We start from the raw sequence: 26,284 nt of genomic DNA, 5'->3' as shown, positions 1-26,284 counted from the left end.
AAAGCAAAAATGAAAGATAGATAAACTTGGTTTTCAGATTTTTAGCAATCAGGTCTTACATCTTATGTCTAGTAGTACAACGGTCTTAAGACTTTATCTAACAATACAGATATTTTAGATTTTAAATCCTATTTTTGAACTCTAAAAAAATTGAAAGCTATGAGCGTAACTTGGTATGAATGTAAGGTGAAATACAGAAAAACACATGAATCTGGAGAGCAAAAGGTTACCACGGATACTTATTTATTGGATGCCGTATCCTACACCGAAGCCGAATCCAGAATTACAGAGGAAATGAAAAATTTTACGGAAGAGGATTTTAGAATAATGAATATTAAGGTGGCCAATTTTTCCGAGGTCCACCCCTTTGAAAATTCAGATCGATGGTTTAAATCCAAAGTTTCCCTGATCGCCTTAGATGAAGAGAGTGGAAAGGAAAAGAAAACCAATATTTATTTGCTGGTCCAGGCCAATGATGTAAAGGAAGCATTTGAGAATACCACCCTTGCAATGGCGGAAACAATGGGAGATTATACAATTCCCTCAATTACCGAATCTCCAATAGTGGACGTGTTCCCATATTTTACCGGAGAAGAAGAACAATTGGAAAAATTCAACATTCTCGAAACCGCGGAAATGGCCGAACAGGAAAATTGAGATTCCGAGTCTAATTAATAAAAACATCTCTGCATTTTAGAGATGTTTTTTTATACAGCAGAAGTTTTGCCAATATTTATCTTGATATTTGAATCTCCGGCAAAAAAAGTTGTAAAAACTAGAAAATAGAAACAAGATCCCAGACCCAAGGCCCAAGAACCAAGACCAAACAAGAAACTGGAAACTAGGCGCTAAACTCTAATTTTACATCCCGACTTTAATAAAAAAAATAATCCTATGAAATTCGTCAGCAGTCAGTTGGCTTATTATTTAAGCGACAATGATTTTAAAAGAAATTCCAAGGTTCTTTTTAAATATCTACTCTTTTTAGGAGTCGTCGTCGTGTTTTTCTCCATTCTCTTCCATGTCATCATGAACATGGAGGGTCAGAACCACTCTTGGATTACCGGATTATATTGGACTCTTACTGTTATGAGCACTTTAGGGTTTGGTGATATTACTTTTCAATCGGATATCGGTAGGCTTTTTAGCATAGTCGTATTGCTTACGGGGATTTTTATGTTGCTTATATTTCTGCCTTTCGCATTTATAAGGCATTTTTATGTGCCTCTTTTGGAATCCAAAAAGAAGAATAAAGTACCAAGAAGTGTTCCTGCCGACACAAAAGATCACATCTTGATATGCTCGTATGACAGTATTGCGCGAGATTTTTGTGAGCGTTTAAAGCAAGAAAACACACCTTATTATGTAATCGAAAAAGATCCTGTAAAAGCACTTACCCATTATTACAATGAAGTACCGGTAATTCTGGGTGAACTGGATATGGAGGAAACTTTTATGCGCGCTAATGTAAAAGATGCCAAAATGGTTTTCGTCAATCGCGATGATATTGTCAATACAAAAATTATCCTCATTATCCGAAACCTTGCTCCCCATATCACCATTGTAGCACTGGTGTTTAACGAGGAGTCCATAGATGTACAGCAATTGAGTGGAGCTGACCACGTTCTGCCGGTGAAAAAGTGGTTGGGGGAACAACTGGCCAACCGAGTTAATGCGCAGCACGCCACTTCCCATCCTATAGGCCAGTATGAAGATTTATTGATTGCCGAATTGCCTGTGCAGCATACCTCGCTCGTTTCTAAAACTATTAAGGAAACGGAATTACGACAAAAATATGGAGTAAGTATTGTTGGTATATGGGATAGGGGAAGGTTGAAACCCATTACGGGAAATGAGGAATTATCCCACGATAGCGTGTTGGTAATAATCGGAAACCAACAACAGCTCAATAGTATTGATGAGATTTTTCTTGAATCTCTTTTCAATCCGCATCCAGTGCTCATTATTGGTGGTGGAAGGGTAGGTGGGGCCGCAGCGGAGTCTTTGTATAAACAGGGCGTTTTGGTGAATTTAATTGACCAGAACCCAGAGTTGTGCAAAAAGGTCAAGAAATATTGTAATGATGTTTTCGTTGGAAAAGCCTCCGATTATGAACTTCTGAAGGAAGCCGGCATTATGGAAGCTCCTTCCGTATTGCTTTCTACCCACGATGATGCTATGAATATTCACTTGGCATCCTATTGTCGGAAACTGAACAAGGAAGTAAGAATAGTGAGCCGTATTTCCGAAGCCCGCAATATTGAAATTATCCATAGAGCCGGAGCAAATTTTGTGTTGAGCTATGCCACCTTAGGCTCCGAGGCTGTGTTATCAATTTCCAAGGGTCAGGAACTTACTATCCTCGGAGAAGGAATAAACCTATTTATTACGCCAGTTCCGCTTTCGTTGCAGAAAAAAAATCTCGGCGAATCCGGAATCGGTGCCAAAACCGGACTTTCTGTTATTGCCCTAAAGGAAAATGACGAAGTAACTACCTTGTTATCCGCTGGTACTGTTCTTCCTAAAAACGCAGAAATAGTATTGCTCGGAAATATGGAGATGAAGACAAAATTCAACAAGATATTTGTAAAAGGAGAGTAATCCCTTAACCTGGCTTCTATTAGCTTTTAATACTTCGGAAAAATTAATAACTAATCAAGTGCATTTAATACTGCGTTAATAAACGCTTGTCGTCCGTGGCCCAGTTCTTTGGAGCCCGCGTGGGGCCAAGCTGCAATTTGGGCAATCACCAAATTTTTGTCTGGATTAACATAAATCATCTGTCCGAAAATACCAACTGCCGCATAATTTCCGTCCTTAAAGCGCCACCATAAATACCCATAGCCATCTCCTTGGTCATTTACTGGATATAGCAGAGAAGTAGCGTCGTCCAACCATTCTTTTGAAAATATATTTTTTTCATCCTGCACATCTCTATTCAACATGAGCAAACCTAATCGGGAATAATCTCTTAAACTGGCCGAGAGCCCACTTCCTCCAATATTCAAATTACTGCATTCATCTGCAAGCCAATAGGCACAATGTTCCATTCCGAATGGCTGCCATATTTTTTCCGAAAGATATTCGGACAGACTTTTACCAGTCGCTTTCTGAATCAAAATTCCCACTAAATCCGTTTCCCCTGTACTGTAATTCCAGTGAGTTCCAGGTTCATAAACAAATTTGAGAGGCTTCATATAGGTCAAAATATGGTCTTCTCGATTTACGCAAGGCTGTTGGTACATCTGTGCAACATCTGAATTTGGATCTTCATAATCCTCGTTCCAAGCAATTCCTGAAGTCATGGTCAGTAGTTGCCTAACGGTTACCTTGCCATAATCATGCCCCAGGAATTCGGGAATATATCTTTCTAAACGATCATCCATATTTTTAATATCTCCCTCCTTTAAAGCCACGCCCAATAACATAGATGAAACTGATTTCGCCATTGAAAATGATGTCCAAAGGGTTTTTTCATCGATGCCATCCGCATATTTTTCAAGTTTTATATTTCCATCCTGAAGAACGATAATACCTTTTATACGGTTCGAATCCATATAGGAAGTCAATGTAGTCCTATCTTTCCACTGAGGGCTAATACTTCCACCTTGTTTTAGAGGAAATGGTTGAGAGCTTTTAGAAACCTGAATACTTGGAAAAATATATTGCATCGCCGGAAACCGACTTTCCTTTTCATCCTGCGACCAAAACAGAAGACTTTCCAATTTTTGTCCCATAGTGGTTCCGGGGATAATTGTTCTTTCATGGACAAACTTATCGGTTTCCACTAGTTGACAATCCTGAGCTGAGCAAATTAGAAGCCCAAGAATAGAAAATAATGTGAACAACAAATTCTTTATAGAAACCATAAACTGAAAAAGTTAAATGAATAATTCGGCAAATATAATGAACACTTAGGTTGAGGGAAGAATCTGTTTGTTCATTCTTTGAAAAAAGGTAAAAGGATTCAATTTGTGTAACTTGTATATTCCCTTAAATTGCTACATTTGTAAATCTCCAATCCCTTTGTGTTAAAATATAAACCTTAAATTAGAAAATTCGTTTTCGAATATTTTTTTTGTAAATAACCAGTAATTATCAATCATAAAGGAGCTTCGTTCTATCTATGCCCATAAGTTTAAATACCCGTTCTAGGATTAAGAGCCTTACTTTATGTGCTGATGCAGAACAGGCCTCTGTTTACGCGGCGCACAAAATTGCCGACATTATTAAGGATCGACAAAATGCGGGCAAGCAGGCCGTGTTAGGACTGGCTACAGGAATTACTCCCATAAGTATTTACAAGGAATTGGTCCGATTGCATAAAAACGAAAGCCTGAGTTTTCAGAACGTTATTACCTTTAATCTGGATGAATATTATCCTATTTGCCCTAATAACGACCAGAGCTACACCTATTTTATGCATAACTATCTGTTTGGGCAAATCGATATTGCTCCGCAGAATATTCACATTCCCCATACCGATTGCTCGTTAGAAGAGGTGGACGATTACTGTAAAGATTACGAAGCCAAAATTAGAAGTTACGGCGGACTCGATCTTCAATTATTGGGAATTGGCCGCAATGGACATATTGGGTTTAATGAGCCAGGTTCCAGGTTTGATTCAATTACACGTTTAGTAGAGTTGCACGAACTTACCCGGCGCGATGCTGAAACTAGCTTTGGAAGCTTAGATAACGTTCCCCGTCAAGCCATAAGTGTAGGAATCGATACAATTTGTCAAGCCAAAAAAATTCTATTAGTCGCCCTCGGAGCCCGAAAATCCGAGATTATCCACAAGGCTCTGAACACTTCTATATCCGAAGACCTACCCGCGTCATTCCTGCAAAACTTTCCACAAGTGGAATATGTATTGGATTCAGATGCAGCTGCTTTGATTGAGAAATAAATGTAAATCCATCCTCCGTCACACTGAGCGCTCCCGATTGCTATCTGGACGAAGTGCTTTGCTATTCAAAATTATCCTTGGTTATAACATAGAGGTTTCGACTTTAGACTACCATGATCCAAGCCGGAAGGGTAGTTGAAGGTTTTAGGTAACCAAAGTGCTTTAAATTCCATCTCACCCGCCTGATATTTATAATGCTTAGCATTCCTACATTCGGCCAAAATCTGCAATATATCACCCTCTCTATCAATAAGATCCTTCATCTTTGCCATTGTCCATCCTTTTATTTTTCTCAAAATGGATGGCAACTAGAGATCTGTGAAACTATAAGTTACACATCCGTAATATCTTATCGAGGCCCAAATATATTTTTTTTGTTAGGAAGGTTTTAACAGTTTTTTTGATATTCTAATCGTCTTCGAAATTCCTATTCATTAGTTGCATCGTAGGTAAACTTCACCGCTCAGGTAGACAAAGTTTTCAGCAAAATAAAAAACAATATCTTACCGCTGTGGAATAATCTTTACTTCCCGATGCAATATGTGAAGTCATATTGATAATCAACTGATTACAGCCTAATAGAAACCATTTAGCAACAAAAAAGGCTGATTTATAACTAATTAAGGGCTAAAGATAGGAAAGATGGAAAGTTTTTAAACAAAAAAACCGCCCTAATAATAGGACGGTTTTCGGGGAAAACGTCAATCGCTTTTACGCAACTGTTACAGAACCTAAATGGGTACTATTGGAAACTTTGGTGCCATCTGCAGAAACAAATCCAAGGTATACCTCAACCACGTCTCCAGTATATTCAGCTGGTAAGTTCAAGGTTTCAGATCCTGCTGTTCTATCAGGTCCACTTGTGGTATAAATACTTTCTTTCTTGTCCGGATTAAGGACTAAGATTAAAGATTTATCTGTGGCAAGAGCATTTCCACTACTTGAGTTGTTATCCCAAGAAATATCAATCTGTGCTGGAGTTGTAGAGGTAGCCGTTCCGTTGGCCACTCCTTTTAAATTACCACGACTTACCAATGCGTTCGGGTAGTCAATGTTGTAGTTGGGATAAGCACCAACCACTCCATTAAATAAATTGTACGACATTGCAGCGTTGAATTCTGTCATTTTTATAGCGTACAGTTTAAAACCTATTCGCAGGAAATCAGACATTGGTTGAAGAAAACGAAGCACGGTTGCAAATTTGGACCTTTGGTCTAATTGCCCTTCAGTTTTGGGGTTCGCTACGCTGGAAGGTTTGATTCGTAGGTAATCGATACCCTTCCAGGTTCCACCGATTACATTCCCAATTTGACCGGATACACCGCCGAGAATACCTTGATTAATAATAGCCATCTTTTTTAAATTTTATTTAGTTAAACAATCATTCGGACTTGGCACGGACTTGATTCGGCTTTGTCCCGTTCATTCAAAGTTAATTCAACAATTAGGCTCTTTTTTAACTTCGGAAATCGTTGCTTTACATTGCTCTTTTTTGCTTTTGTAATCCTTCTCATATTTCGGATTCGGCTTTTTAATTACTTCCTATTCCCTTTAATTATTTTTAAAAGAGAAAAGAAAAAAGAGAAAAAAATAAAAGAGAAAGCTTTTATTTAGGCGGGTTGGGAAGGGTTGTCAAGGTTTTTGGTGAAAATACTACCCGGAGGGTGGAGATTTTCATCAAAACCCGAAGGGCATGACCTTTACAATCCGTTGATGCGGAGGGCTCGTGCGTACCCGCCTATATTCGCTTTTCTCTTTTATTTATTATTTCAATTTTAATTCAAAAGGATTAAAAAAAAGAGCCTCCTAAAAAGGGAGCTCTGACAACGTAACCTCTAACCAAAAGAGGCGGATGGTATAATCTACAACACCACAACGAACAACGCCCACAAAGAATGGACGACCTGACAACCGAACGCCCGCCAACAACCACCGGCTGCCACAACGGACTGAAAAAAGTGACTTATACATAGATGAAATAATTAAATTAAACATAGTGCCACTTCACAGGATCGGTGCGATTGATGCAAGGGCTGTGGTAAAAAAATACTACCCGCAGGGTGGAGATTTTTTTACCAAACAGGCGAAGCGAACCCTTGCAGCTCTCGCATCCGCACGCCTGTACCTTTGCTCTATGTTTGAGTTATTTATTGTTTTGGAATTAGAACGGGATGGTGAATTGAAGGATGTAAATTAGATGTATTCAAGATGCAACCGCAAGCATAAAACACATAAAGCCAATGAGTGATATAATTAAAATTTTCACCCATAAAGGACTATGGGTGTCTGTTTTCCAAACACTTTCTTCGTCTTTAGGAAAAGGTAGGTAGTAAAAATCCTCAAATAGCTCTTTCATAATAATCTAAAGCACTAAAAATTGTAATATGTATTCGCGCGAAAACGCAGGTAAACAAGCGTAGCTATAGTGGAAGCAAGGAATGGAGAGTAACGGAATGAATTGCTGGAACTATAATGCGAGCCGCCTGCGAGCGGAGCAAGGGTGGTGGCTGCAGAAGCCCGAAGAATGAGGGCGGCAGACGCCTACGGTTTACCGCAGGGCTGGCGCGATTTTTAGCTTCGGCGTTGGAAAAGGCAAGGGTGGCGAAGAAACGAAACGGAGCGATGCCGTTGCCGAAATGGAGCAATGCCTTTACCTAATTAATGTTTTTTAAAGAGGACTGTTATTCAGGGTTCAGAGGTAAAATTGAAGGTACAGATTTGGCATTGCGTAATGAAGGGATAAAGGCTTGCGAAGTGAAGAGGATGAGCCACTCTTGCGAGGGTTGCTGAAAGTGGCTGAATGAAAGGAATGAGGCACGAATGACTGAAATGAAGCGACTGTAGGCAAATGGCGGATTGCAAAAATCGTGACAGCCCGATCAGCCCGAAGCGACCCGCAGGCGAGCAAAATTAACAAGGGGCGACAGACCCCCAATAAAAAATGTTGTGAGCGCAGCGAACACCTTATTAGGGTTTGGGGGATGAAGTAGCCCCGGGTGAGGAAGAAGAGAAGCGTGTGTAGCAAAACAAGTGAACGGCAGTTGGTGAGCACCCATTGGAGCGCAAACCAACTGGTAAGTGAACGGTATATGCAAGGGCGACCGCAGGGAGTTCATTTTACCCTTGCAGATATGTTTTTGCGGAACAAAGCGGAACGACTGACGAACACCGCTTTACCTGCGTTGGGGCGAGCGTTGGGAAAAGCAAGGGTGCGACTGATTGAGGTGTAGAGCAACGGAACCGATTGAAGGCGTAGGCTTGCTGCGCGTTGCTGGAAGTGGGTGATTGTAGAGAGTGAGGCACGAACGAGCGAAAAGAACCGACTGAAAGCAAATGGCTGTGCGGTGGGGGAATGGTTTTAATATTTACTTCTTTTTATTTAATAAAGGATTGGATGACAAAATTGAATTAACCCATTGCATATCTACGTAAACACTTTTGCCGCGTTGCTTAAATTTTTCAAGCAAGGATTCAGATACCCCAATTTTTTCTAACAATAAATAACCGATTACAAAGTCAAAAAGAAGACTAATGTATAACAGTTCGTATTCGGTAAATACGTCCTTATTTCCTAAATTACTATGGGTATGGTAATTTCTGGACCGAATTACTTTTTGCAGAAATTCGGGCCAAGTATCTTTGCCCATATCGCTAATGAGTATAAATATATACTTATATTGATTTATTGCCTGGGGTAATTTGGCACGAGGATTCTTTGAGTAATTCTTTATAAATGCTTCATATGCAGATATACTATTGGTAAATCTTTTATTATGGCTACTCTCGCGGGTAATGAAGTTTTCCATCAGCTTATCTAAGCAAAATTGGAATGATTCGAGCGAATAAGCACCTTTCAAAATTTTTTCTAAATCGTCTTTAATCTCAGAATAGGTGGTATGAACATATGTGTTCTTTGATTTAGTCAATTTTTTATCATTATAATAGACTTCTTGCCAATCATCACAAGAGGGGCATTTAAAGAGGAATTTTTCAAATTGTGCCGACCCACCTCTTAAGAGTTGTAGGACTTTTTGAAATTGGTCATAATATTTAATAGCTTCAAGTATATCTACAGGTTTTTCAGTTTGAAAAGAAACTTTTCCCTTATTTTCGATTTTTATTTCATAGCCGCTACCTCTATAATTCAAATATTGTTCAATAACAATCTTAAGTCCATTATCAGGAAGGTAAAATTCAGTCTTGAAATCTTTAGATACGATTTCCTTCTTATTCCAGTCGTAAAAGGAGCGGTGGTCAATCCATTTTACAATTGCTTCATTTACAACATAGAATTGATTTATTTTTAGTTTATATGGATTAACAAAATGAGAAATGCCAATAAAACAGTAAGTAGCTTTGTAAATTCGAGAATTAATAAGGCCTGTGGCTGAATGCCGTGTCTTACAATCAATAAGAGTTACGTAACCTAAACCATTAAATGAGCCAAAAATTTGACGTTCTTTATAAGCTCCTTCGTAAGAATATAGGTTAGTTTCTATTAAAATTTCATCGTCCTTGGGTATTAAAACTGCGAATTTTCTGTCCTGTTCGTTTGCAGGTAACCAAACCTCACCATAATACCTTTCATTTTTCTTCATTGATTTAAAACTGGATATGTATTCATATTTAAGTTGAGATTTCTACAAAAACCAAAGTTTATCTTTTCCAAAATCTGGGATTTCATTGCCATCGAAATGAGGAAGCATTTCTGCGACCATTTCAGGGTATTTTATTGTAACAGGAAGATTTTGTTGGCTTACTGATTTCCAATACATTCTACTGAATTGATAGACCTGGTCTATAAGTTCTTTCACTGTTTTTATGTCTTTTGTTAACTCGGGCTGAGTACATTCGATTTTTAATTTTATTGGAAATGGGAAACCTTCACTTTTCTTGTAAAAGCTTTTATAGTATCGGGTATTATTGAACAACAAGAATTTATTATAACCAATATTGATATAGGAACCACTTAATGGCATTAGATTATCCCAATCAATATCAAAAGCTACAATGTCTGATGATTCTGTTTTATTAATGGATACAATGAATACGGGAATGTCTAAGCCCATACTTTTGAGACCATCTTCGATTGGTGCTAATTCGTCACGACTCATTGTTTTGTAAAAATGGATTACGAGACGTTTTATTTCGGGATTATGGACCGCATATTCTTTAACTGCTTTATAAATAGAACCTGCCAATTCCTTTATTTGGTTTTGTTGGAAACATTCGAAGCGGTTAAACTTTCCGTTATTTGAAAAACTGAATGCACTGCCCACATATTTAATATCGAAATCGGTGTTTTTAAAAGCACCTACCCCAACTACCAATTCTTTTTTAATATTGCTGTCAAGGCGCCAAGGAGTACCATTTAATTTAGCGAGAATGGCGATAGCTATATTAGGAAGGCTAAAATGAGGACTTCTATTTTTCGACAGTTTTTTGGCATCTATTACTTGAGAGGAAATCTTTTTTTTGAGTAATAGCTCTTTTAACTTGTAGTAAACTCGCTTTTGCTGCTTGTCGGTAGTTTCTTTACTTATTGGACTTATATATATGGCGAAATATCTAATATCGGGGTCAAAGTATGTATTGATAATTTGTTCATAAACTTCTGGCCAAGGATTGTCCTTGTTTTGGTAATAAATTGCAAGGTCTTTGTTTGGGAAATATGGAATATTAATGAACTTCGATAAGCCACTAAAACCAGACGATTTTCCTAATAAGTGATGATGAATAGTTGTGGCGGCTTTTTTGTCGCTTTCGTGAACTATGTAAAAGAAGTGAATGTTGGTTGATGTTCCAGTGTCATAAGGGCCGAATTTTTTCATTCCGTTCATTGGCACATTATCCTTATTACTCTCTGCAAATAATAATTGATTGCTATTTGGTTTTACATTTCCTATTCTTTTCCCCTCAACAGCAATAAAGCCTTTTGAATTAATCGGTATAAGATTTTTGAACTCCTCTACGTTAATATGAGTATCGTAAAAGCTATCAATACCTTCTTTGAATTTTATGTACTTATTTCCTCTATCTGGCGCTTCTGTAGGTTCACCCAAGGCGTCTCTAATGTCGAAGTTCCAGACAGGATATACTTGGTTGTAAGCTCTTTTCCCACTGCTTGGTAATTCATTGAACTTATATAAACCTTCATCAAAAAGCACCCAATTGAATGCTTCTGGACGAACACTTTCTTGCAGTTCCTCAATGGATTGTTTATAGACTTTAGATGTACCTTCAAAAGTTACCAGCAATTCCAGAAACTTTGATACTGTTTTGAACTGTACTTTTAAACAATATCGGTCGAAAAGATTGAAATTTCCAGTACTGTCACCTTTTTTACTTGGTAACCAAACTTCGGTATCGTGGATGAAATTAGGCTTGACCATTAATCCATTATCGGCGAAATATTTATGGATTAGGGAATTATAATAGCGCTTTAAAATTGAAATAGAAAAAGCTGTATTAGGGATCTTTTGGGAATATTCCTCCCCAAATTTATCAAGCTTCTTTTCATAAGTTGGTTTGACTGCTTTGGTGACAGGAAAAAATCCTTCTCTTTCCTCTTCGAAAGAAGTGTAATAATGTTCTTGTTGACCAAACTTTTCAATGACCTCATCGGGGACTAAGGTGTGATAAATACGAGTGAGATTAATATCTTCCCTGTTGGTGAAATATAATCTTAATTCTTCCTTTGGATGGTCGAAGGTCAGGATGTTGAAACAGAGGTTGGCCATTTTTACGGGTTTTATTACGGGTTCATAAATAGGGGATTAACTGTTAGTATTTCTTTTATTTAGATTTGTCAGGTTCGGCCGCACTTAACAATGTGGCGGGGCCTTCTTCACCAAATGGGTATTTTTTCCCTAAGGTGTTTTCAAAATCATCACATAATTGGTTGAGTATATCTCTGGTTTCACTTTTGAAGAAATCGCCAAGATTTTGATTTATGATTATATACTTTCGGTATAATCTCTCGAAGTCGGAATAGATTTCTTCTTGGGTAAATGCTGAGCCATCATCTGCTATCTTTGCCACCAGTCTTTTGCCCATTTTATCTCCTTTGATATACTCAAAAAATGCTTCAATTTTATCTTCAAAGTCTTTTATAAGTTCTGCAATGGCTTCTTCTTCCTGGTTTCTTTTTTCAATAACCTTTAGGATGTTGTATTTGTATTTGTTGGGTTGATCGGGATCGGTTGGATCAGGATTCTTTGGTTTGTTGGGTTTTTCTTTTTCTTCTTCTCCTGGGGTGACTATCCCAATTCTGTTATCAAAGTATATTTCCACGTCATCTATAATGTCATCTGGTCTATTGATGTGGTTGTAGATAGTATTGTATTTTCTCCAAAATTCAAGAAATATGGAATCACTGAACTTTGCATTTAACTCAATTACAAATTCTATAAGGTTCAGCGTTTTAAAGTATGAACCAATTGTTTTTTTGAGGTGTTTTGCTTCTTTTGGATTTGCCTTAATATAAATTTCAAAGGCATCTACCATATCAAGAATGACAGAAGTATCACCGTTACCATTTTGAAATTCTTTGAAGTTTTTGAAGTGGGAGCCGTAGAGGGAATGGTCTTTTAATTCATCGTAAAAAACACCCAGTTTAGCTTCATCGCCCAATGGGTCAAAATCTGAAACGACGACATTGCTATAGTGTTCAAATGCTTTGCGGATATTTTTTACATTCACATTTTTATATGAGAAGTCCACTATTTTACAATCATTTTTATGTTTAGTGGTCCGGTTGACTCTCGAAATGGTTTGTATGGCATTAATTCCTCTTATTTCTTTATCTAAAAATAACGTATGTAATTTAGGTTCGTCAAAGCCGGTTTGTAATTTGTCTACTACTATGATTAAGCCGTTTTTGGATAACTTAAAATTTTGTAGTACCGAGGTTTCGCCTAATCCATCATTGAGGGTGCTACTGCTTGGATATTCTTGACTGTTTGAATAAACGATGTATATGGGAGCATCCTTAAACCGTTCGTACTTCTTCTCTTTGACCAAGCTTTCAAACTGTTTTTCTATGAAGCCTTTATATTTTATTGCCGCTGGAATAGATGAAGTTGCCAACATAGCCTTGGCTGTTCCTCGAATGTTTGGATAGACTGCTGTGACCAAACGTTGGGCAATAAATTTGGATATAGCTTTGATTCGGTCGGTATTGCCATAAATTCGCTTTTTTCTTATAGCATATTTTTTACCATCGTCATCTATGCCTGTGTCGGTATTATCTGGTATGGCTTCATAACCGTAATCATCTTCAAAACCTTTTAAAACATTATCCGGGATTTCAAAATACATTTTGGCAGACACCGGCACAATGCCTTTGATTGGGTTGAGGATATAGCCATCCATTATGGCTTCTTTCATTGTGTAGCTGTCGAAAGGGACCCAGATTTTTTCGGCTTCCGCATATTTATTAAACTCACCGAACCTTGCTAAGGTGTGATCGCTTGGAGTGGCGGTGAACCCTACTATTAGATTTTTTTTGGTTGCTTGATTCTTGTAAGCATTATTATTGTCGAAACTTGACTGAAGTTCATCAAAGATGCTCACCATTTCGGAATGCTGTATGCCGCTCTGGCTCCTATGTATTTCGTCTATCAAAAATGCTATTCTCAGTTTGGAAAGTTTTTCGACGATTTCTTTATCTAAGATATCGTGGATGGTGGCAAACTTTTGCACGTTTACGATAACGATACGCCGGTCACTCGTCAGTGCTTTAATAAAGCTTTTTTTGTCTGAAGCTTCTATAAACATTCCTTTTTGAAGGTTCATATTGTGCATCTTACTGTCTATTTGGTCGCGGAGCTGCAACCTGTCTACCACCAGCATTATTTTATCATAGACATAAGCGTCATTTTTTCTTAAGTCCTTAAGCTGTAATGCTGTCCAGCCAATGATGTTACTCTTGCCAAAACCTGCTGCATATTGCAATAAAAGAGAATATACCGTCTTGTTATTCTGGTATTTACTTCTTTTCTGTACCAGTTCTTTAATCTGTTCTTCCCCCAGTCCACGAGCTCTTAACTCATTTTCTAATTTGTTTAAAAAGTAATTAGGTTCGTTTTCGTGTTCTAAAAATTCATCAATTTTACTTATAATCTTGTCTGCACCAAATTTCTGCTTGGGTCTTGGTGCAATCAATCGGCCATCATTATGCTTGTATTCTTTGGTGCGGCTTCTTTCCTTTTTGATTAATTCACGCTCAATAAAATTGTAGTACAATATCTCCTTTTCTATCATCCTTTTATCGTAGAGAGCCTTAAATACTTCCTCAAAACGGCCAGTGCTCTTATTGTGCTCTCCCTTTACTGGATAGACTTTAAAATCGCTCAATACTTTTTTGGTATAGGTTTCAAAATCATAGCTACCTGCATTTACAGTATTCTTTATCTCTTCAAATTGGTTGGCAATGTTCCTAATGATAAATGTTTCATTGATATCTGTTGCCGTGATGTGTATGGCTTTTTCAAATATCTTTAAAAAAGACTTCCTTATAGATTGGTTGAGGTCATTGTTCTTCGCTATTTGCAGATATTCCTGTGCTGCGGAAAGATAGTCTTTGGCTATTTTCTTACGCCCATTATTTCGTGCGTTTTGATTGTTGTAGTTGCTCTTTAATTCGCCATAACCCAAATAAATACCGTTGATAAAAAAGGTGAGGTCTGGTCTAAATGAAAATAACTGTTTGTCCTTATGCTTAAAGGTATATGGCAGTTCTTGGACTACGGAAAATATATTCTGATGAAACAGTTTGTCACCGAGGGTTACTGAGTCACTGGGATAAAACAAATGCAGTTTTATTCCCTCAAAATTGACGGTTTGGTTGCTATTGATAAATATGGCCATATTCATAGAAGAACCGATGCGCTCCTCCAAAAACTCTGTAAATGCCTGTAGCAAATCCTTTTCGGAAGGGAATTTGCGCAGAAGTTTTTTATAGTTGGTCTTGTTTAAATCTGTCTGTGAAAGAAAATTTTTCAAGTCTTCTATTACAAAGAAATTGGCCGATACCGTATTGGCCTTGGCTTCATTGTATTGTAAACCATCTGTTCTTTTGCAGAGAAAGTTGATGAGGTATTTATCTTGTAAGTCTAATTCTGTCATTTTTTAATTGTTTTTCCAAAGAGGTTCATTTTGCCAATCCAAAAGATCAGCCTGGTTTTCTGAGGGAATTCCTAAATATTTTATTTCGATCCCAGGGTATTTCTCAAACAGTTGTACCAACTTCTCCTTTAGGTGGTTATTTGGATTGACTTGATTTAAGAAATATTTCAGTACGCATAAAAAATAGAAAGCTCTTTTATTATTATTATTAAACTCCTCACTTACCCAGGGGCCTATAGGCTTTAAAAGCCTTGCAGGTTCTACTGCCAAATCTTTGTTCCAAAATCGTGAATGATGAGCACAAATATTCCTGACATAAGTAAGCGAATGTAACCAAGAGGTAAATACATTAAAATGTAAGTTGAAATTTGCCGCTATTCTTCTTTTATCATCCTTACTTTTCAGACCTCTATATATGTGGGACATTTCACCAATGGTTAGCAATTCAAAGCACACCCAAGATGGGGGATTAGAGGGTTTATCGTAATGCTCTATATAGTGTTTTATAAAAACCTCAGGACTTCTTACTGTTTTTGCTCTTGAAATAATGGATTGAAAATCTGAATAGGGGTCGATCAAATTTCCAATTTTATTATAATAAGGCTTTATGAAAAAATGTTTTTTATCCTGCCAATGGCTATCATTATGGAAGGTTGACATACAATAAACAAACTGTGTTCGGATAGCCACTTCAATGCGTGCGATAGCGTCAAAAACCAATAGCCTTAATTCTCTATCAAAAGAATAGGTGTCTATTATCTGTTTAAAAGTTGTGCCGCCATTAAACCTATCTTTTATTTGTTGGTATGGTAAGAAATAGGCACTTAAACGGTAATAGCTAATATTAGCCAAATACGCCAAAGCCTTTTCATCATCATCAATAATCAGGTTTCGCTCTTTAAGTTGTGTTAATTGGTCTTGAAAAGTCTTTGGTGGTTTTTGATAGGTGCGTTTACTCATACTACCAAATATTTAAACAGAAAAAACCCTCCAAGTGTGCTACCGAAGTAAGCCTGGAGGGTGTATTATCTTGAATTAAATAATTTTCCTGAAAAGAAGACCTGCAAGCTGTTCTTATGGGTAGCAATACAGGTACTGTTGGTGCAAATATACAACAATCGTTGAAATTAAGCAAATACTTAATAGTTCTTATGTTTTTAAATCTCATACCGCAGTGTTTTCAATAGGTTCATATACACGCTTTTTACCGGTAACCACTTCGTTTATGAGGGTTTTTCGTAGTTCTTTTAAAGCCGTTATCTGCTTCTGGATGTTGGCAGTTATTAGGTCAATGGTCTGGGTTTTTTGGTCTAAATATTGGGCAATGGCGATTTGTTCTTCGTGAGGTGGTTCAATAATGTGAATTACGGCCATTTCATTACTCATAATTTTTGCTCCATTTGTGTCGATACGCTTGTTGTGCTTTGTACTTTCCGCAATAGCATATCCGAAATAATCTAAAGAGGTTTTTTTACTGTTTTTAGGAATAAGGGTACCACAAATGTTTGTACAGCTGAATTTACCTTTGCGCCTGAAAACAGTACCTGCATTAACACCATCAGTAGTCCAGGTAATTAAGTCTGTCTCAAAATCGAAAGTGTTGATATATCCAAGAATACCTTCATTTTCAGTTTGAGAACTGTAAACAGGAAATTGACCATCATCTAATAGTTCAGTTTTGGGAATTACTCTGCCCCGGCTTATTTTAAATAATTCTTTTACTCTTACCACCTCCCAATGCTCTGGTATTTGACCAATCCAATCGATACCGCTCTCTTTCAGCGCCACATTGTTATCCAGGCCTTTGGTTACTGCATCATTGATTATGCTTTGGCGCAGTTCTTTGTAGCAGCCAATTTTCTTCTCCAATAGCCGTACTTTTTGGTCTATGGCTTGGGTTTTGGTGTCCAAATATTGGACTATGGCGGTTTGTTCGGGGAAAGGGGGAACTGTCATTTCTAATCCCAGAATTTTAGTTGGGTTAGTCCTTGGCATCTTTACGCCATCTGACAAAGAGTTTATTTTAAAGATAAATTTTGTGGAAAGGAATCTATAGAAAAAATATTTCGGCTCAACGTCATTTTTGAAGAGTATATTACTTCTTAAAACAACAACTTCCCCGCTTACACCCCCATCAAAATCGGGCAATAATATTTTGCCTAAATACGGTCTTAATTTATTTAAAAGTATATCTCCACTTTTAAAAAGATTAGTAGATTCGTTATTGTCATTTGAAACTTTCTTTAATAATTTTCCTGTAAATGACTCTATGTTTTCCAATGGAACATATGTATTCTCTTCAAGCTCGGAACCATTAGAGGATATTTGGTCGAAAATATCTTTAATTCGACTTACCTCCCAATGCTTAGGAATTTCGCCCAACCATTCAATGCCGCTGTCTTTGTATGTGTGGTATCTTTTCATAGTGCCAGTTCTTTTTCCAACAGCTCCAAATCGTTTTCTAATTGTTCCAAATCAGCTTGTATTTCGATTATATCCCTTAACTCCTCTGGTTTGTAAAATTCCTTGTTGAAATTCAATTCTACCCCCACGACATTGTCCAAATACTCAAAAGGCCTGGTAACGTATTGGTCCATAAAAGTTTCTATGGTCTGTTGGTTATTGTCTTTATCGGGACTGTAAGGTATAATCTCGTAATCTTTTTCTAAATCTTTGGTGAGCTCCACGGTAATGCTAATAGCCGCTTCCTTGGTTTTGGTTGCTTTTTTATACGCTGCTTTGATGTTTATTTTGCCATTGCCCAACTGTGATGTCTTTTGGTTCTTATCGGTTTTAATGATGGTAGATTTATCAGTATCATAGGTATAGCTGTTTCCTTTTTTGTCGATTACCACAAATGCTTCTTCCTTATAATCAAAACCGGCTACAAAATCTTTGTATTCGGCATCATAATACTCCTTTAGGTTTTTATAATTCTCCTTATTAAAATCGGTAATTTCAGCTTTGTTGATAGCCTTCATTTTTTCTTTCTCAAAAGTATTTAGGTTAGCTACAGTAGAGAAATCTATCTTTATGCTTTTTGCTTCTACAGTTTCGCCGGAACGATTTGTTTTCGTTGGCATTTTGATTGCGTTGCCTTGGTCATCTACATTGGTGAGCATTATTGCCTGTTTGTTATAGTAGAAATGCCATTTATCAAATACTTTGGCGAAGTCATTGTCCTTAAAGTCCGTAAACGCATTCACAATTTGCGCCCTGTGGGTTTCATTCATTTGTCGGCGCTTTTTTCCCTTACTTTTTTTGAGTTGCTCCCAATGGTTGCTACCGTCTATGAGGATTACTTTATCTTTTCTGTCGGCTGGCTTATTTTTATTGAAAATCCACAAATAGGTATAAATGCCTGTATTGAAAAATTCGTCAGTTGGCATTTGTACAATGGCTTCAACCCAATCTTGGTCAAAGAAGTGTTTTCGAATATGGCTCTCACCACTTCCGGCATCACCACTAAAGAGCGTGGAACCATTATGAACTACAACAGACAAGCCATCATCAGCTAAATGGTGCAAGATGTGTTGGGTAAGCAGGAATTGCCCGTCTGAAATGGAGGGAAGGGCAACGAATCTTTCGGTTGTATCGTTTTTGATGTCTTTCTGATAGCCTTTCCAGTCCACGCCATAGGGCGGATTGGCCACGACTACGTCAAATCTTTTTTCAATGTGTTTGATGGCCGTCAAGGTATTGCAATGGTGTATTTCGCTATCATTTCTAAACCGGCTTTCTATTTTGGCTAAAGCATATAAAGCGTCATTCCATTCATCACCGTGGGTTTTAGTAGGCCGATTGAATTTTTTTTGAATTTTGTCTTCCACGCCAAAAAGTAGGTTGGCCCCACCACAGGTGGGGTCATATATGGTAAGGAATTTATTGTTATCCTCAATTTTACTGGTGATGATTTCGGTAATCAAATCAATAATATCTTCCGGGGTATACTGTTCTCCCGCAGTTTCGGCTGAAATATCTGCCCACTTTCTTTTAATATGCTCTTCCAGAGTGGTTATTTCGGAGTTGTTGAAGGGAGTCAAATCGATTTCACTCCAAGCTTTAACGGTATCAAAAAGAATGTCTTTCTTTTTCAACAATCCGGCAACTCCGGAGATATCGAGGAATTTTTCTTCGCCTGAACCTTTATTGACACCTAATAAACCTCTGGTCTCTCCATCAAAAGCCTCTAAATAAGCTTGAAAATCAATGTCAAAGGTTTTATCGTTCTTACAGATGGTTTTTAATGTTTTCCCATTTCGGATAACAAATTCATTATAGCCCAACTCCTCCAAACGGAACATTTCTATAAAGTCATCCATATTTTCTTTTCCCACCTCTTTTTCCAAGCGGTGGGCTTCGCGAATGAGCCTACTTTCAACCATTACAAGGGCAAAAAATGGCATCATAAACTTTGGGAAGTCGGATTGTTTTATGCCTGCTCCAATCAATAGATCGGCAGTTTTCCATATGTCCGATTCGTGTTTTAATATATTCATAGTTGTTTACTGTAATTTTTTATTTTTAGATTTTATTTTTTTTACGGTCTGCTTAAGTATGTCTAATGCCAGGGGTTCTTCGCTAAAATCGTAAACGAGTTTGTCGCTAAAGGCGTCCACGAGAAAATCTTCTTCTGACACTTTGAAAAAAGTGGCGAGCTTTTCGATTTGTTCTCTTGTTGGGAAACGCTCACCGTTTTCAAACTTGCTTACCATAGAAGTATCTACCTCAATAGCTGCTGCAACTTGCCGAAGCAAAAGTTCCTTTTGGATACGTAAGTCCTTGATTTTGTTTGCAAAAGTCTTCATTGTGGCATTTTTGTACTTGACAGTTTATGCCAAATATAGGATATAAAAGAATAAGAAAAGGAAAAGGGTTACATAATTATTAACATTCAGGAATTTAAGGAAATGGAGGAAACCAAGGACTAATTATCCTTAGGTTCCTCAATATCCTTATTTTCCTCACTGAAGAGATTTATATAGGTATCCTGCTGTTCGCGATGAATGAGGTTTGATTTTATAAAGCTCGTAATATAGCCCTCTGCTGTTTTTGCAGGAATATTGAGCTTTTTGGCAACTTCTAAGTATTTCTGACGATTGAATTGATTGGGTAATCCGTGGAGGAATTTTTCTTTACGGTTCATTCGCGATGGTTTGGTCTCTTCCTGTGGGAGTTCACCGAACACTTTGCTTGAATGTTTTATCAATACCTTTATCATCACTAAAGAAGCTTGAAAATCTCTTTCCTCACAAATGAGCTTATTTGTGGTGTCTCCAGTTTCTAAAATTCTCAAAGCTGTAAAGAGCATACAGAAACGAAAGGCAATCAAACCTAATCTTCGGATGGTAGCCATATAGTCCAACCCTTGAAGGTTGAGGTATTTGGCTTGTATCTCACTAAAAAACGTATTGAATTGTTCTTGTTGGTCTGCGGTTAAGTGAAATTGAAATTCTCCATTAGTTTTGAGTAATTTATACAGTTCGTAGAACTGATTTCCTAAATTCTCAAAATAATCATCAAGACCGTTATCTGTTGTGCTTGCAAATACATTTTTCCATTCTGGTTTGATATTCATAAAGTAGAATATAAAACGGCTGAATAAGCCGTTTTCAGCATTTGGAATGAGAGCTGAAACTTGCTTTGGTGTTCCCGAAAGTACTGTTGACAAACAAGGACTTTCAATATCCACAAATTCACGGTCGGTTCTACGATAATAGGAAATGGTCTCGTGATGAAAGGCTTTTCTGAAACCATCACTATAATTACCGTAATCGCTTTTAAAGGCGTGTGCCAATGTATCACCTTCGGTTTCAAAAATCAATCCCTTTCCATCACTATCGCCCAATAATTGATATGCTCCTGTAGAACTATTGTTGGCGGGAATAAAGAGCATTTTCTCGGGTGGTCGAGCTGGCTTCTCTATTCCTTCAACTTTACCTTTGTTCGCATTGTATTCAGCCATTTCCAGCTCAAAATGTTGTTTGTGCAATTTGGCTTCTTCACGCAGCTCTTTATGGATAGGGTTTACCAATTGCCTACAATGTACCAACCGACCTTTGCCGGCCGATGCTTGAGCGGTTATAAAAAGAAAGAGATTGGGATATACTTTTTTGCCATCATATATGCCGTTCAGCTTCGGGAAACACGCACTAATTGCACCTAAGGAGCCTAAAAGCAAAATATCTCTCTCTTCATTGAAGGTCGCTATTGCGACCACTTGCTGCAAGAATTCAGGAAGTTCAGAATATAAGGATTTTGGAAAGGTAGGCATAACTTCCTTTATCGGATCTTCTTCCTGGTGTTCTTGAACAGGGGGAGCTTTTGATGATTTGTAATTGCTATTGTTAGTATTATACTGGACATTGGATTGTGTTGCAATAGAAACTCCGGCTTGCTTGGCAAGAAAGAAAAAGGTTTTAAGAGATACTCCTTGGCCTTTTGATTTTAAGCAATTGTCAAATTGCTTATCGCATTCTTTTGAATTGTAGCCGGTGTAAAATTGACTTACTCTTTGGAATAAACTTCTTCCAGACTCTCCAAATTCATCTGCAAAGGCGAAGCCTATGTTTATCCAATCATTGTAATTGGGTGCTATATCAATTTGATTGGCTTCTATGTTTTGAATTACATTTTCTACTTCTGAATTGTTGTCTGTAAGTTGTTGATAATTCTGTTCTGTATGTTGCTGCTGTTGGGTTGGGTTTTCCATCCACTCCAACGGATTAAACGTCATTTTACTCATATTTTTTTAATTTTGAGTTAAGGTATTCGTGAACCCAAAACACATATATGTAAAAGGATATATAAGTGTGTGTTTTGGGTTTCTCCATTATCTAAAGGTATTTTGGATTAATAAATGCATTGGGGTCGTGCGGTAAAAAACACGCTCTTGAAATGTCTTTGCCTGAGCCATCTACTTCCAGGCTATAAGTTTGCTGGATGTAATTGGCAACCGCCTTGAAATATTCTTGATGTTTGACTTTGATTAATTCAATAGGAATTATCCATTTTAAACCATCCCCGGAAGGGGATGTAAAAAGAAGTTCAGTTTCGAAATATTGATCCTGGAGTAAACTTTCTTTTAAATTGGAAATATCAGGAATATGGTCAAAGTCAATAGTTAGGAGCCCTGAATGTTTTCTAAGGTTCTTATCATTCCTTTTAGAAAATTCACCAGAAAAAGTAACATAATCGAAATTAGAGGCTTTGTATTTCCGAGCTTTTTTAACGTCTTGAATTTTGCGTAGAGTACTTGTACACGTTGCAAAATCAGTTCCTCTAATGAGGTGGAACACCTCAACCAAAGAGGCTTGCCGATTTGGGATTATATTGGTTACAGGTTTTTGAAAATAGCTGAACACGGGCGAAGCCTGTGTTAAGGTTTCAGGAAACTCAACCGTAGGTTGGAGTTCTTCCTGGTTGTAAAAGCTGTTTTTTTGACCAATACGAAGATGTAACTCTTCATTTAATTTTAGTAATAAATCCTCATCATTCAAGGTTTTAAAATGATAGGATGCAAACTCAAAAATATCTCCTTTAAAATCGGTTAGTTCAGTGTCATAGTGCCGGGCAACATTATCAACAATATTTATTTGTAATGTATCCTTACCGCCATTAAATGGGTTACGGGTTATCCCGCAGTCCCTTCCCTTTAGGGAAAGGACTGATTTAGGATAATACTGCCGTAGGATGTAGGCATAAACTTTTAACCCATAATGCGTTTTGTTTAGAATTGCTTCTTTACTTATTTCCATCGCATTTGAAATTTGGGTTATAATAATTTGCCTGTAACAGCTTTTCTATGTCCGATACCTTGTAATAAAATTTTCCGCGAATTTTACTGTATGGTATGGTTCCATTTGAACGAAGCGTCTGCAAGGTGCGCTGACTTATGTGGAGCGTTTGCATTACGTCTTGGTTGTCAATCCACGTATCTTTTAGGCGTTCTGCTCTCGTTGCCCTGATGATATCGATACGGTCTTTAATGTCCTTTAGCTCTTGGGAGAGTGCCTGGAGCAAATCAATTATTTCTATCATAGCTTTACCCTCCCTTTCTTGATTAGATAGTTAGCTGCTTCCTTGTCGATTTCCTCTTGGGTGGTATTGCGGTTACGCAATAGCCACTCCTCTAATTCGGCACGATTGAAATACAGCTTCTTACCATTAGGTTTGTAATGTGGAATAGTGCCGGCACTTGTAAGTTTATACAAGTGGGATTGTGATAGTTCTAAGTACTTACAAGCTTCATTGAAGTTGAGTACATTTTTCAGAATGATGTTCTGATCTAATACGTGCTTTTCTATAATTTCAAGCCTTTTTAATATCTCTTCCATTTTATTTTGGATTAAAGAATTAGTAAAAGACTTTTGGCCAAAAGTCATATTCGATTTCCGAATACAGGGCTAAAGTAGGGTGACTATTGGGCTGTTATGGGGTGAAGGAAGTAGGTGCAGTGTAGAGTGCAGAGTGCAGAGTGGTAGAACAAAGGAAAGAACCCTTGTTAAGATAAAACAAGGGCTAAAGAAAAATAGAAAAAGAATAAGAAGTGTAAAGTGCAGAGTAACCTATTTTAATAGGTTTACAATGTTATCGATTTTGTCACCAGTGAGATTTGGTCTTTTTAATGACCTGAACTGATTTCGTTGAAACGGTTGGCCGTTTTCATCTACGAAACAGATTACTGTGACTTCCCATATTTTTAGTTTTAAGTATTCTACTAACTTTAAATCAGTATGAATACGTTTTATAAAATAGTACAAATCACTTGGCAAACCAGTCCAAGTAATAGGAGTATTAATTTCTGTCCCTGAAAAAATCTTTTTAAATGATGAAAGATGTGTGTCTGGATGAATAAAGTTATTATGCTTTAGGCTAACCCATAGATCTTGTAGCTTATCGGGGTTGGTGTTGTACTGCTTGTAAAAGAAAGAATAGAATTGAATAGGCTTTTCTTTTAAATTCGCCTTAGGCCTTAGAGATGGTTCCGGCTCAACTTCTATAATCTCATTTTTCTTGATGGGAAGCTTATCGGGAATAGGTTCATTAAGAAGCTGCGTATAAAAGTCCTCTACAATAAACTCATCGTTCACCCATTCTTTAAAGGTTTCCTGTACTTCCAGATATAGCTGCATAAGTGCAATTTTGAGCAATTGCATTATAAAAGTATTGGCTTTATGTTCCTGATCTAATTGATAGGATGTATTTTTTGGGTCGATATAGGAAAGTGTAAAATCCTTTTCTTTCAAAAGTTTTCCAAGGTCTTTTAAATGAGTTTTTAAACGCTTGTTTAAAATATCGTTTAGGTAATAATGAATGAGGTTCTCGTTTCTATCTTCATCCATAGCCTCATAAATGGTATCAAAATGGGATTTGATGGCATTGCGGATTAAGAGATTGTAATACTTGGTCTTATAGTCAAATGGCCGTTCAAATTTAATTTCAAATTGCAGAGGATGTCTTGACCTGTATTCTTTTAAGCTATGGAATTTGGAATAGAATATTTCATCTAAGCTGTTATGATCCAGCCAAGGACGTAAACCGTGGTTTAAAATCTCATCTAATACTTTTATACGAACACTCATAAGTCAAGTTGTATTTTGTTTGCTGCTTCCTTCTTCTTTTCGTCAATAACTTTAGCATATATCTGGGTGGTTTTTAACTCTCTGTGACCAAGAAGTTTTGAAACCGTATAAATATCAGTGCCTGCGGTTAGCTGTAAAGTTGCATACGTATGTCTGGCGCAATGAAAAGTAATAGTTTTAGATATACCGGCTTTCATTACCCATTGCTGTAATTTTAGATTATGCCAAGCGGAATATTTTAATCCTTTGAAAACTCTTTCGTCCTTATCTTGACGCTCACCAAGTAAGCCGAAGGCTTGCTCTGAGATAGGGAGGGTTTCTACCCCTTGGGTTTTCTTTTGTCGAAAGCGAATGTAATAACCCATTTCATTAGAGTGCTGAACTTCGGACCATAGAAGCTTATTTATATCTGACCACCGCAATCCAGTAAGACAAGAAAATATGAATGCCGTCTTCATTTGGGGGATTTCACATTCTTCTTTAACAACAGCTTGAAGCTCTTGGAGCGTTAAAAATTCTCGTTGAGGTTCTCCTTGTTTAAAGCCATCAACACCTTCTGCCGGGTTAGTGGGAATAATACCATCTTTAACCGCTTGCTTTAATGCAGCTCTGAATTTATTGAAATAGGAATATTTGGAGTTTTGAGATAATGGTTGATTACTTTTTGTTTTTAACTCCTTATCAAGAAAGTGTTTGAAGTCCTGGACAAACTTCCTATTGACTTCTGCAAAAGAAACGTCCATAGGAATAAAGGTTTTTAGATGCTTTAGCATACTATCCCAATTCCCATAATTTCCCTTACTATCCAATCGTTTTTCAGTAAGAAGCTCAATATAGTTGGTGAAACTGCCTTTTAGTTTTTCATTATCGCGAAAACCATAGACACCATTTTGGATTTCAATTTGTCTTTGCGCTCGGATAGTTTCAGCTAATTGAAGGGTTTTTTTGTTGACTTCTTTCTGTTCTTTGGTTTTAGCCGTAGGATCGAGATAGAGTTTAAGGTATTCGGTTTTGCGTTTTCCTTTGTGGTAATAATCCAGATATAGACTGGTCATACCACCTTGATTGCGTTTTCTTAGTGTTACCTTCATTATTGAAAAAGTTTATCGATTTCCGTTCTCTTAATAATGGTACGTCTACCAATCTTCCCTGCTTTAATATTCCCGCTCTTAATCTGTCGGTATATCGTCATTCGGCTTGTACCTAACAATTTGCAGGTTTCATCGATACTTAAGAAGTCCTTATGCTTTAGTTGCTCTTGATTGTATTCCATTCGTTGAACACTAACCGGGGCCACTTGCTGAATTTTTTCATCACGCTTGCGTTTCTTGTAATTTCTGGAAGCGCACTTGTGACTACAGAATTTGGTTACCGTAGTTCGCGCGGTAAAGGAATTTCCGCAATCTTGACAAATTTTGAGTATTTCGATGTTGCTGCTCATTGTTTAATCTTTTCGGGCCTTTATCTGTCACTGGATATATCTGAAAATATCAGAGTGTATTTGTATGTAACATTATTTCGCCACGCACTAATAAATCTGTTGCTAACAACAGATTTGTTGCTGTCAGCAACAAATTAGTAACGAAAGATAAGCAATAATAGGCAAATTAGCAACAAGAAAAGGAAGATAAAACTTCTTAAAGTCAAGAAAAAGAAGGGGTTA

Annotated in this window: 21 protein-coding genes; 4 read left to right on the top strand and 17 right to left on the bottom strand. The window is 37.3% G+C overall.

What is annotated here, in order from left to right:
* Positions 1 to 159 precede the first annotated feature (159 nt).
* Entirely contained in the window at positions 160 to 657 is a 498-nt protein-coding gene (locus tag EI546_RS05585; RefSeq protein ID WP_128249619.1) for a DUF4494 domain-containing protein, read from the top strand.
* Positions 658 to 894: 237 nt separating this feature from the next.
* On the top strand, positions 895 to 2,601 hold the full coding sequence (locus EI546_RS05580; RefSeq protein ID WP_128249618.1) for a potassium channel family protein: 1,707 nt from the start codon (positions 895 to 897) through the stop codon (positions 2,599 to 2,601).
* A gap of 50 nt (positions 2,602 to 2,651) precedes the next feature.
* On the opposite strand, the gene EI546_RS05575 is transcribed toward EI546_RS05580, so the two are convergent.
* The gene (locus EI546_RS05575) at positions 2,652 to 3,788 is read right to left on the bottom strand and encodes a serine hydrolase domain-containing protein (RefSeq protein WP_240673166.1); all 1,137 of its coding nucleotides are present in this window, start codon (positions 3,786 to 3,788) and stop codon (positions 2,652 to 2,654) included.
* Between the two features lie 338 nt (positions 3,789 to 4,126).
* Between EI546_RS05575 and nagB the strand changes: the two genes are divergently transcribed.
* Positions 4,127 to 4,909, top strand: coding sequence for a glucosamine-6-phosphate deaminase (gene nagB / locus EI546_RS05570; RefSeq protein ID WP_128249616.1), 783 nt, complete (start codon positions 4,127 to 4,129; stop codon positions 4,907 to 4,909).
* A gap of 71 nt (positions 4,910 to 4,980) precedes the next feature.
* Here the strand turns inward: nagB and EI546_RS05565 are convergent, their stop codons facing one another.
* Together EI546_RS05565 and EI546_RS05560 are read right to left on the bottom strand one after the other, a co-directional pair.
* Positions 4,981 to 5,181 carry a hypothetical protein gene (locus EI546_RS05565; RefSeq protein ID WP_128249615.1) on the bottom strand — a complete coding sequence of 67 codons (201 nt, stop codon included), beginning with the start codon at positions 5,179 to 5,181 and terminating at the stop codon, positions 4,981 to 4,983.
* A 439-nt stretch (positions 5,182 to 5,620) separates the two neighbouring features.
* Positions 5,621 to 6,262 (bottom strand): DUF6266 family protein, encoded by a 642-nt coding sequence (locus EI546_RS05560; protein ID WP_128249614.1) that lies wholly within the window; start codon positions 6,260 to 6,262, stop codon positions 5,621 to 5,623.
* Positions 6,263 to 7,905: 1,643 nt separating this feature from the next.
* Between EI546_RS05560 and EI546_RS05555 the strand changes: the two genes are divergently transcribed.
* Positions 7,906 to 8,139, top strand: coding sequence for a hypothetical protein (locus EI546_RS05555; RefSeq protein ID WP_128249613.1), 234 nt, complete (start codon positions 7,906 to 7,908; stop codon positions 8,137 to 8,139).
* 135 nt (positions 8,140 to 8,274) lie between these two features.
* On the opposite strand, the gene EI546_RS05550 is transcribed toward EI546_RS05555, so the two are convergent.
* The 14 genes from EI546_RS05550 to EI546_RS05485 form a co-directional block, all read right to left on the bottom strand.
* Positions 8,275 to 9,507 carry an ApeA N-terminal domain 1-containing protein gene (locus tag EI546_RS05550; protein WP_128249612.1) on the bottom strand — a complete coding sequence of 411 codons (1,233 nt, stop codon included), beginning with the start codon at positions 9,505 to 9,507 and terminating at the stop codon, positions 8,275 to 8,277.
* 42 nt (positions 9,508 to 9,549) lie between these two features.
* A complete protein-coding gene (locus tag EI546_RS05545; protein WP_128249611.1) occupies positions 9,550 to 11,649 on the bottom strand; it encodes a Piwi domain-containing protein in 2,100 nt (699 codons plus the stop codon).
* Between the two features lie 55 nt (positions 11,650 to 11,704).
* Positions 11,705 to 15,037, bottom strand: coding sequence for a DEAD/DEAH box helicase family protein (locus tag EI546_RS05540; RefSeq protein ID WP_128249610.1), 3,333 nt, complete (start codon positions 15,035 to 15,037; stop codon positions 11,705 to 11,707).
* Positions 15,038 to 15,040: 3 nt separating this feature from the next.
* Positions 15,041 to 15,997 carry an Abi family protein gene (locus EI546_RS05535; RefSeq protein WP_128249609.1) on the bottom strand — a complete coding sequence of 319 codons (957 nt, stop codon included), beginning with the start codon at positions 15,995 to 15,997 and terminating at the stop codon, positions 15,041 to 15,043.
* Positions 15,998 to 16,201: 204 nt separating this feature from the next.
* On the bottom strand, positions 16,202 to 17,461 hold the full coding sequence (locus EI546_RS05530; RefSeq protein WP_128249608.1) for a restriction endonuclease subunit S: 1,260 nt from the start codon (positions 17,459 to 17,461) through the stop codon (positions 16,202 to 16,204).
* Complete coding sequence (locus tag EI546_RS05525) at positions 17,458 to 19,536, bottom strand: HsdM family class I SAM-dependent methyltransferase (protein ID WP_128249607.1); 2,079 nt, start codon at positions 19,534 to 19,536, stop codon at positions 17,458 to 17,460. Before EI546_RS05525 ends, EI546_RS05530 begins: the two co-directional genes overlap by 4 nt.
* Positions 19,537 to 19,542: 6 nt before the next feature.
* Positions 19,543 to 19,845: a helix-turn-helix domain-containing protein gene (locus EI546_RS05520; protein WP_128249606.1), complete on the bottom strand. Its 303-nt coding sequence runs from the start codon at positions 19,843 to 19,845 to the stop codon at positions 19,543 to 19,545.
* Positions 19,846 to 19,964: 119 nt separating this feature from the next.
* Positions 19,965 to 21,782, bottom strand: a complete 1,818-nt coding sequence (locus tag EI546_RS05515) for a DUF3987 domain-containing protein (protein ID WP_128249605.1) — start codon at positions 21,780 to 21,782, stop codon at positions 19,965 to 19,967.
* Positions 21,783 to 21,873: 91 nt separating this feature from the next.
* Entirely contained in the window at positions 21,874 to 22,794 is a 921-nt protein-coding gene (locus EI546_RS05510) for a BT4734/BF3469 family protein (RefSeq protein WP_128249604.1), read from the bottom strand.
* The gene (locus EI546_RS05505) at positions 22,781 to 23,077 is read right to left on the bottom strand and encodes a helix-turn-helix domain-containing protein (protein ID WP_073217662.1); all 297 of its coding nucleotides are present in this window, start codon (positions 23,075 to 23,077) and stop codon (positions 22,781 to 22,783) included. Before EI546_RS05505 ends, EI546_RS05510 begins: the two co-directional genes overlap by 14 nt.
* The gene (locus tag EI546_RS05500) at positions 23,074 to 23,373 is read right to left on the bottom strand and encodes a helix-turn-helix domain-containing protein (protein WP_073217714.1); all 300 of its coding nucleotides are present in this window, start codon (positions 23,371 to 23,373) and stop codon (positions 23,074 to 23,076) included. The genes EI546_RS05505 and EI546_RS05500 overlap by 4 nt, the downstream gene beginning before the upstream one ends.
* Positions 23,374 to 23,604: 231 nt before the next feature.
* Positions 23,605 to 24,621, bottom strand: coding sequence for a hypothetical protein (locus EI546_RS05495; protein WP_128249603.1), 1,017 nt, complete (start codon positions 24,619 to 24,621; stop codon positions 23,605 to 23,607).
* A complete protein-coding gene (locus EI546_RS05490) occupies positions 24,618 to 25,712 on the bottom strand; it encodes a site-specific integrase (RefSeq protein WP_128249602.1) in 1,095 nt (364 codons plus the stop codon). The genes EI546_RS05495 and EI546_RS05490 overlap by 4 nt, the downstream gene beginning before the upstream one ends.
* Positions 25,712 to 26,062, bottom strand: coding sequence for a helix-turn-helix domain-containing protein (locus tag EI546_RS05485; RefSeq protein WP_128249601.1), 351 nt, complete (start codon positions 26,060 to 26,062; stop codon positions 25,712 to 25,714). Before EI546_RS05485 ends, EI546_RS05490 begins: the two co-directional genes overlap by 1 nt.
* Between the last annotated feature and the right edge of the window lie 222 nt (positions 26,063 to 26,284).

This window comes from Aequorivita sp. H23M31, from assembly GCF_004022485.1.
GTDB lineage: Bacteria > Bacteroidota > Bacteroidia > Flavobacteriales > Flavobacteriaceae > Aequorivita > Aequorivita ciconiae.
This window is presented reverse-complemented; position numbering and strand designations above follow the sequence as displayed.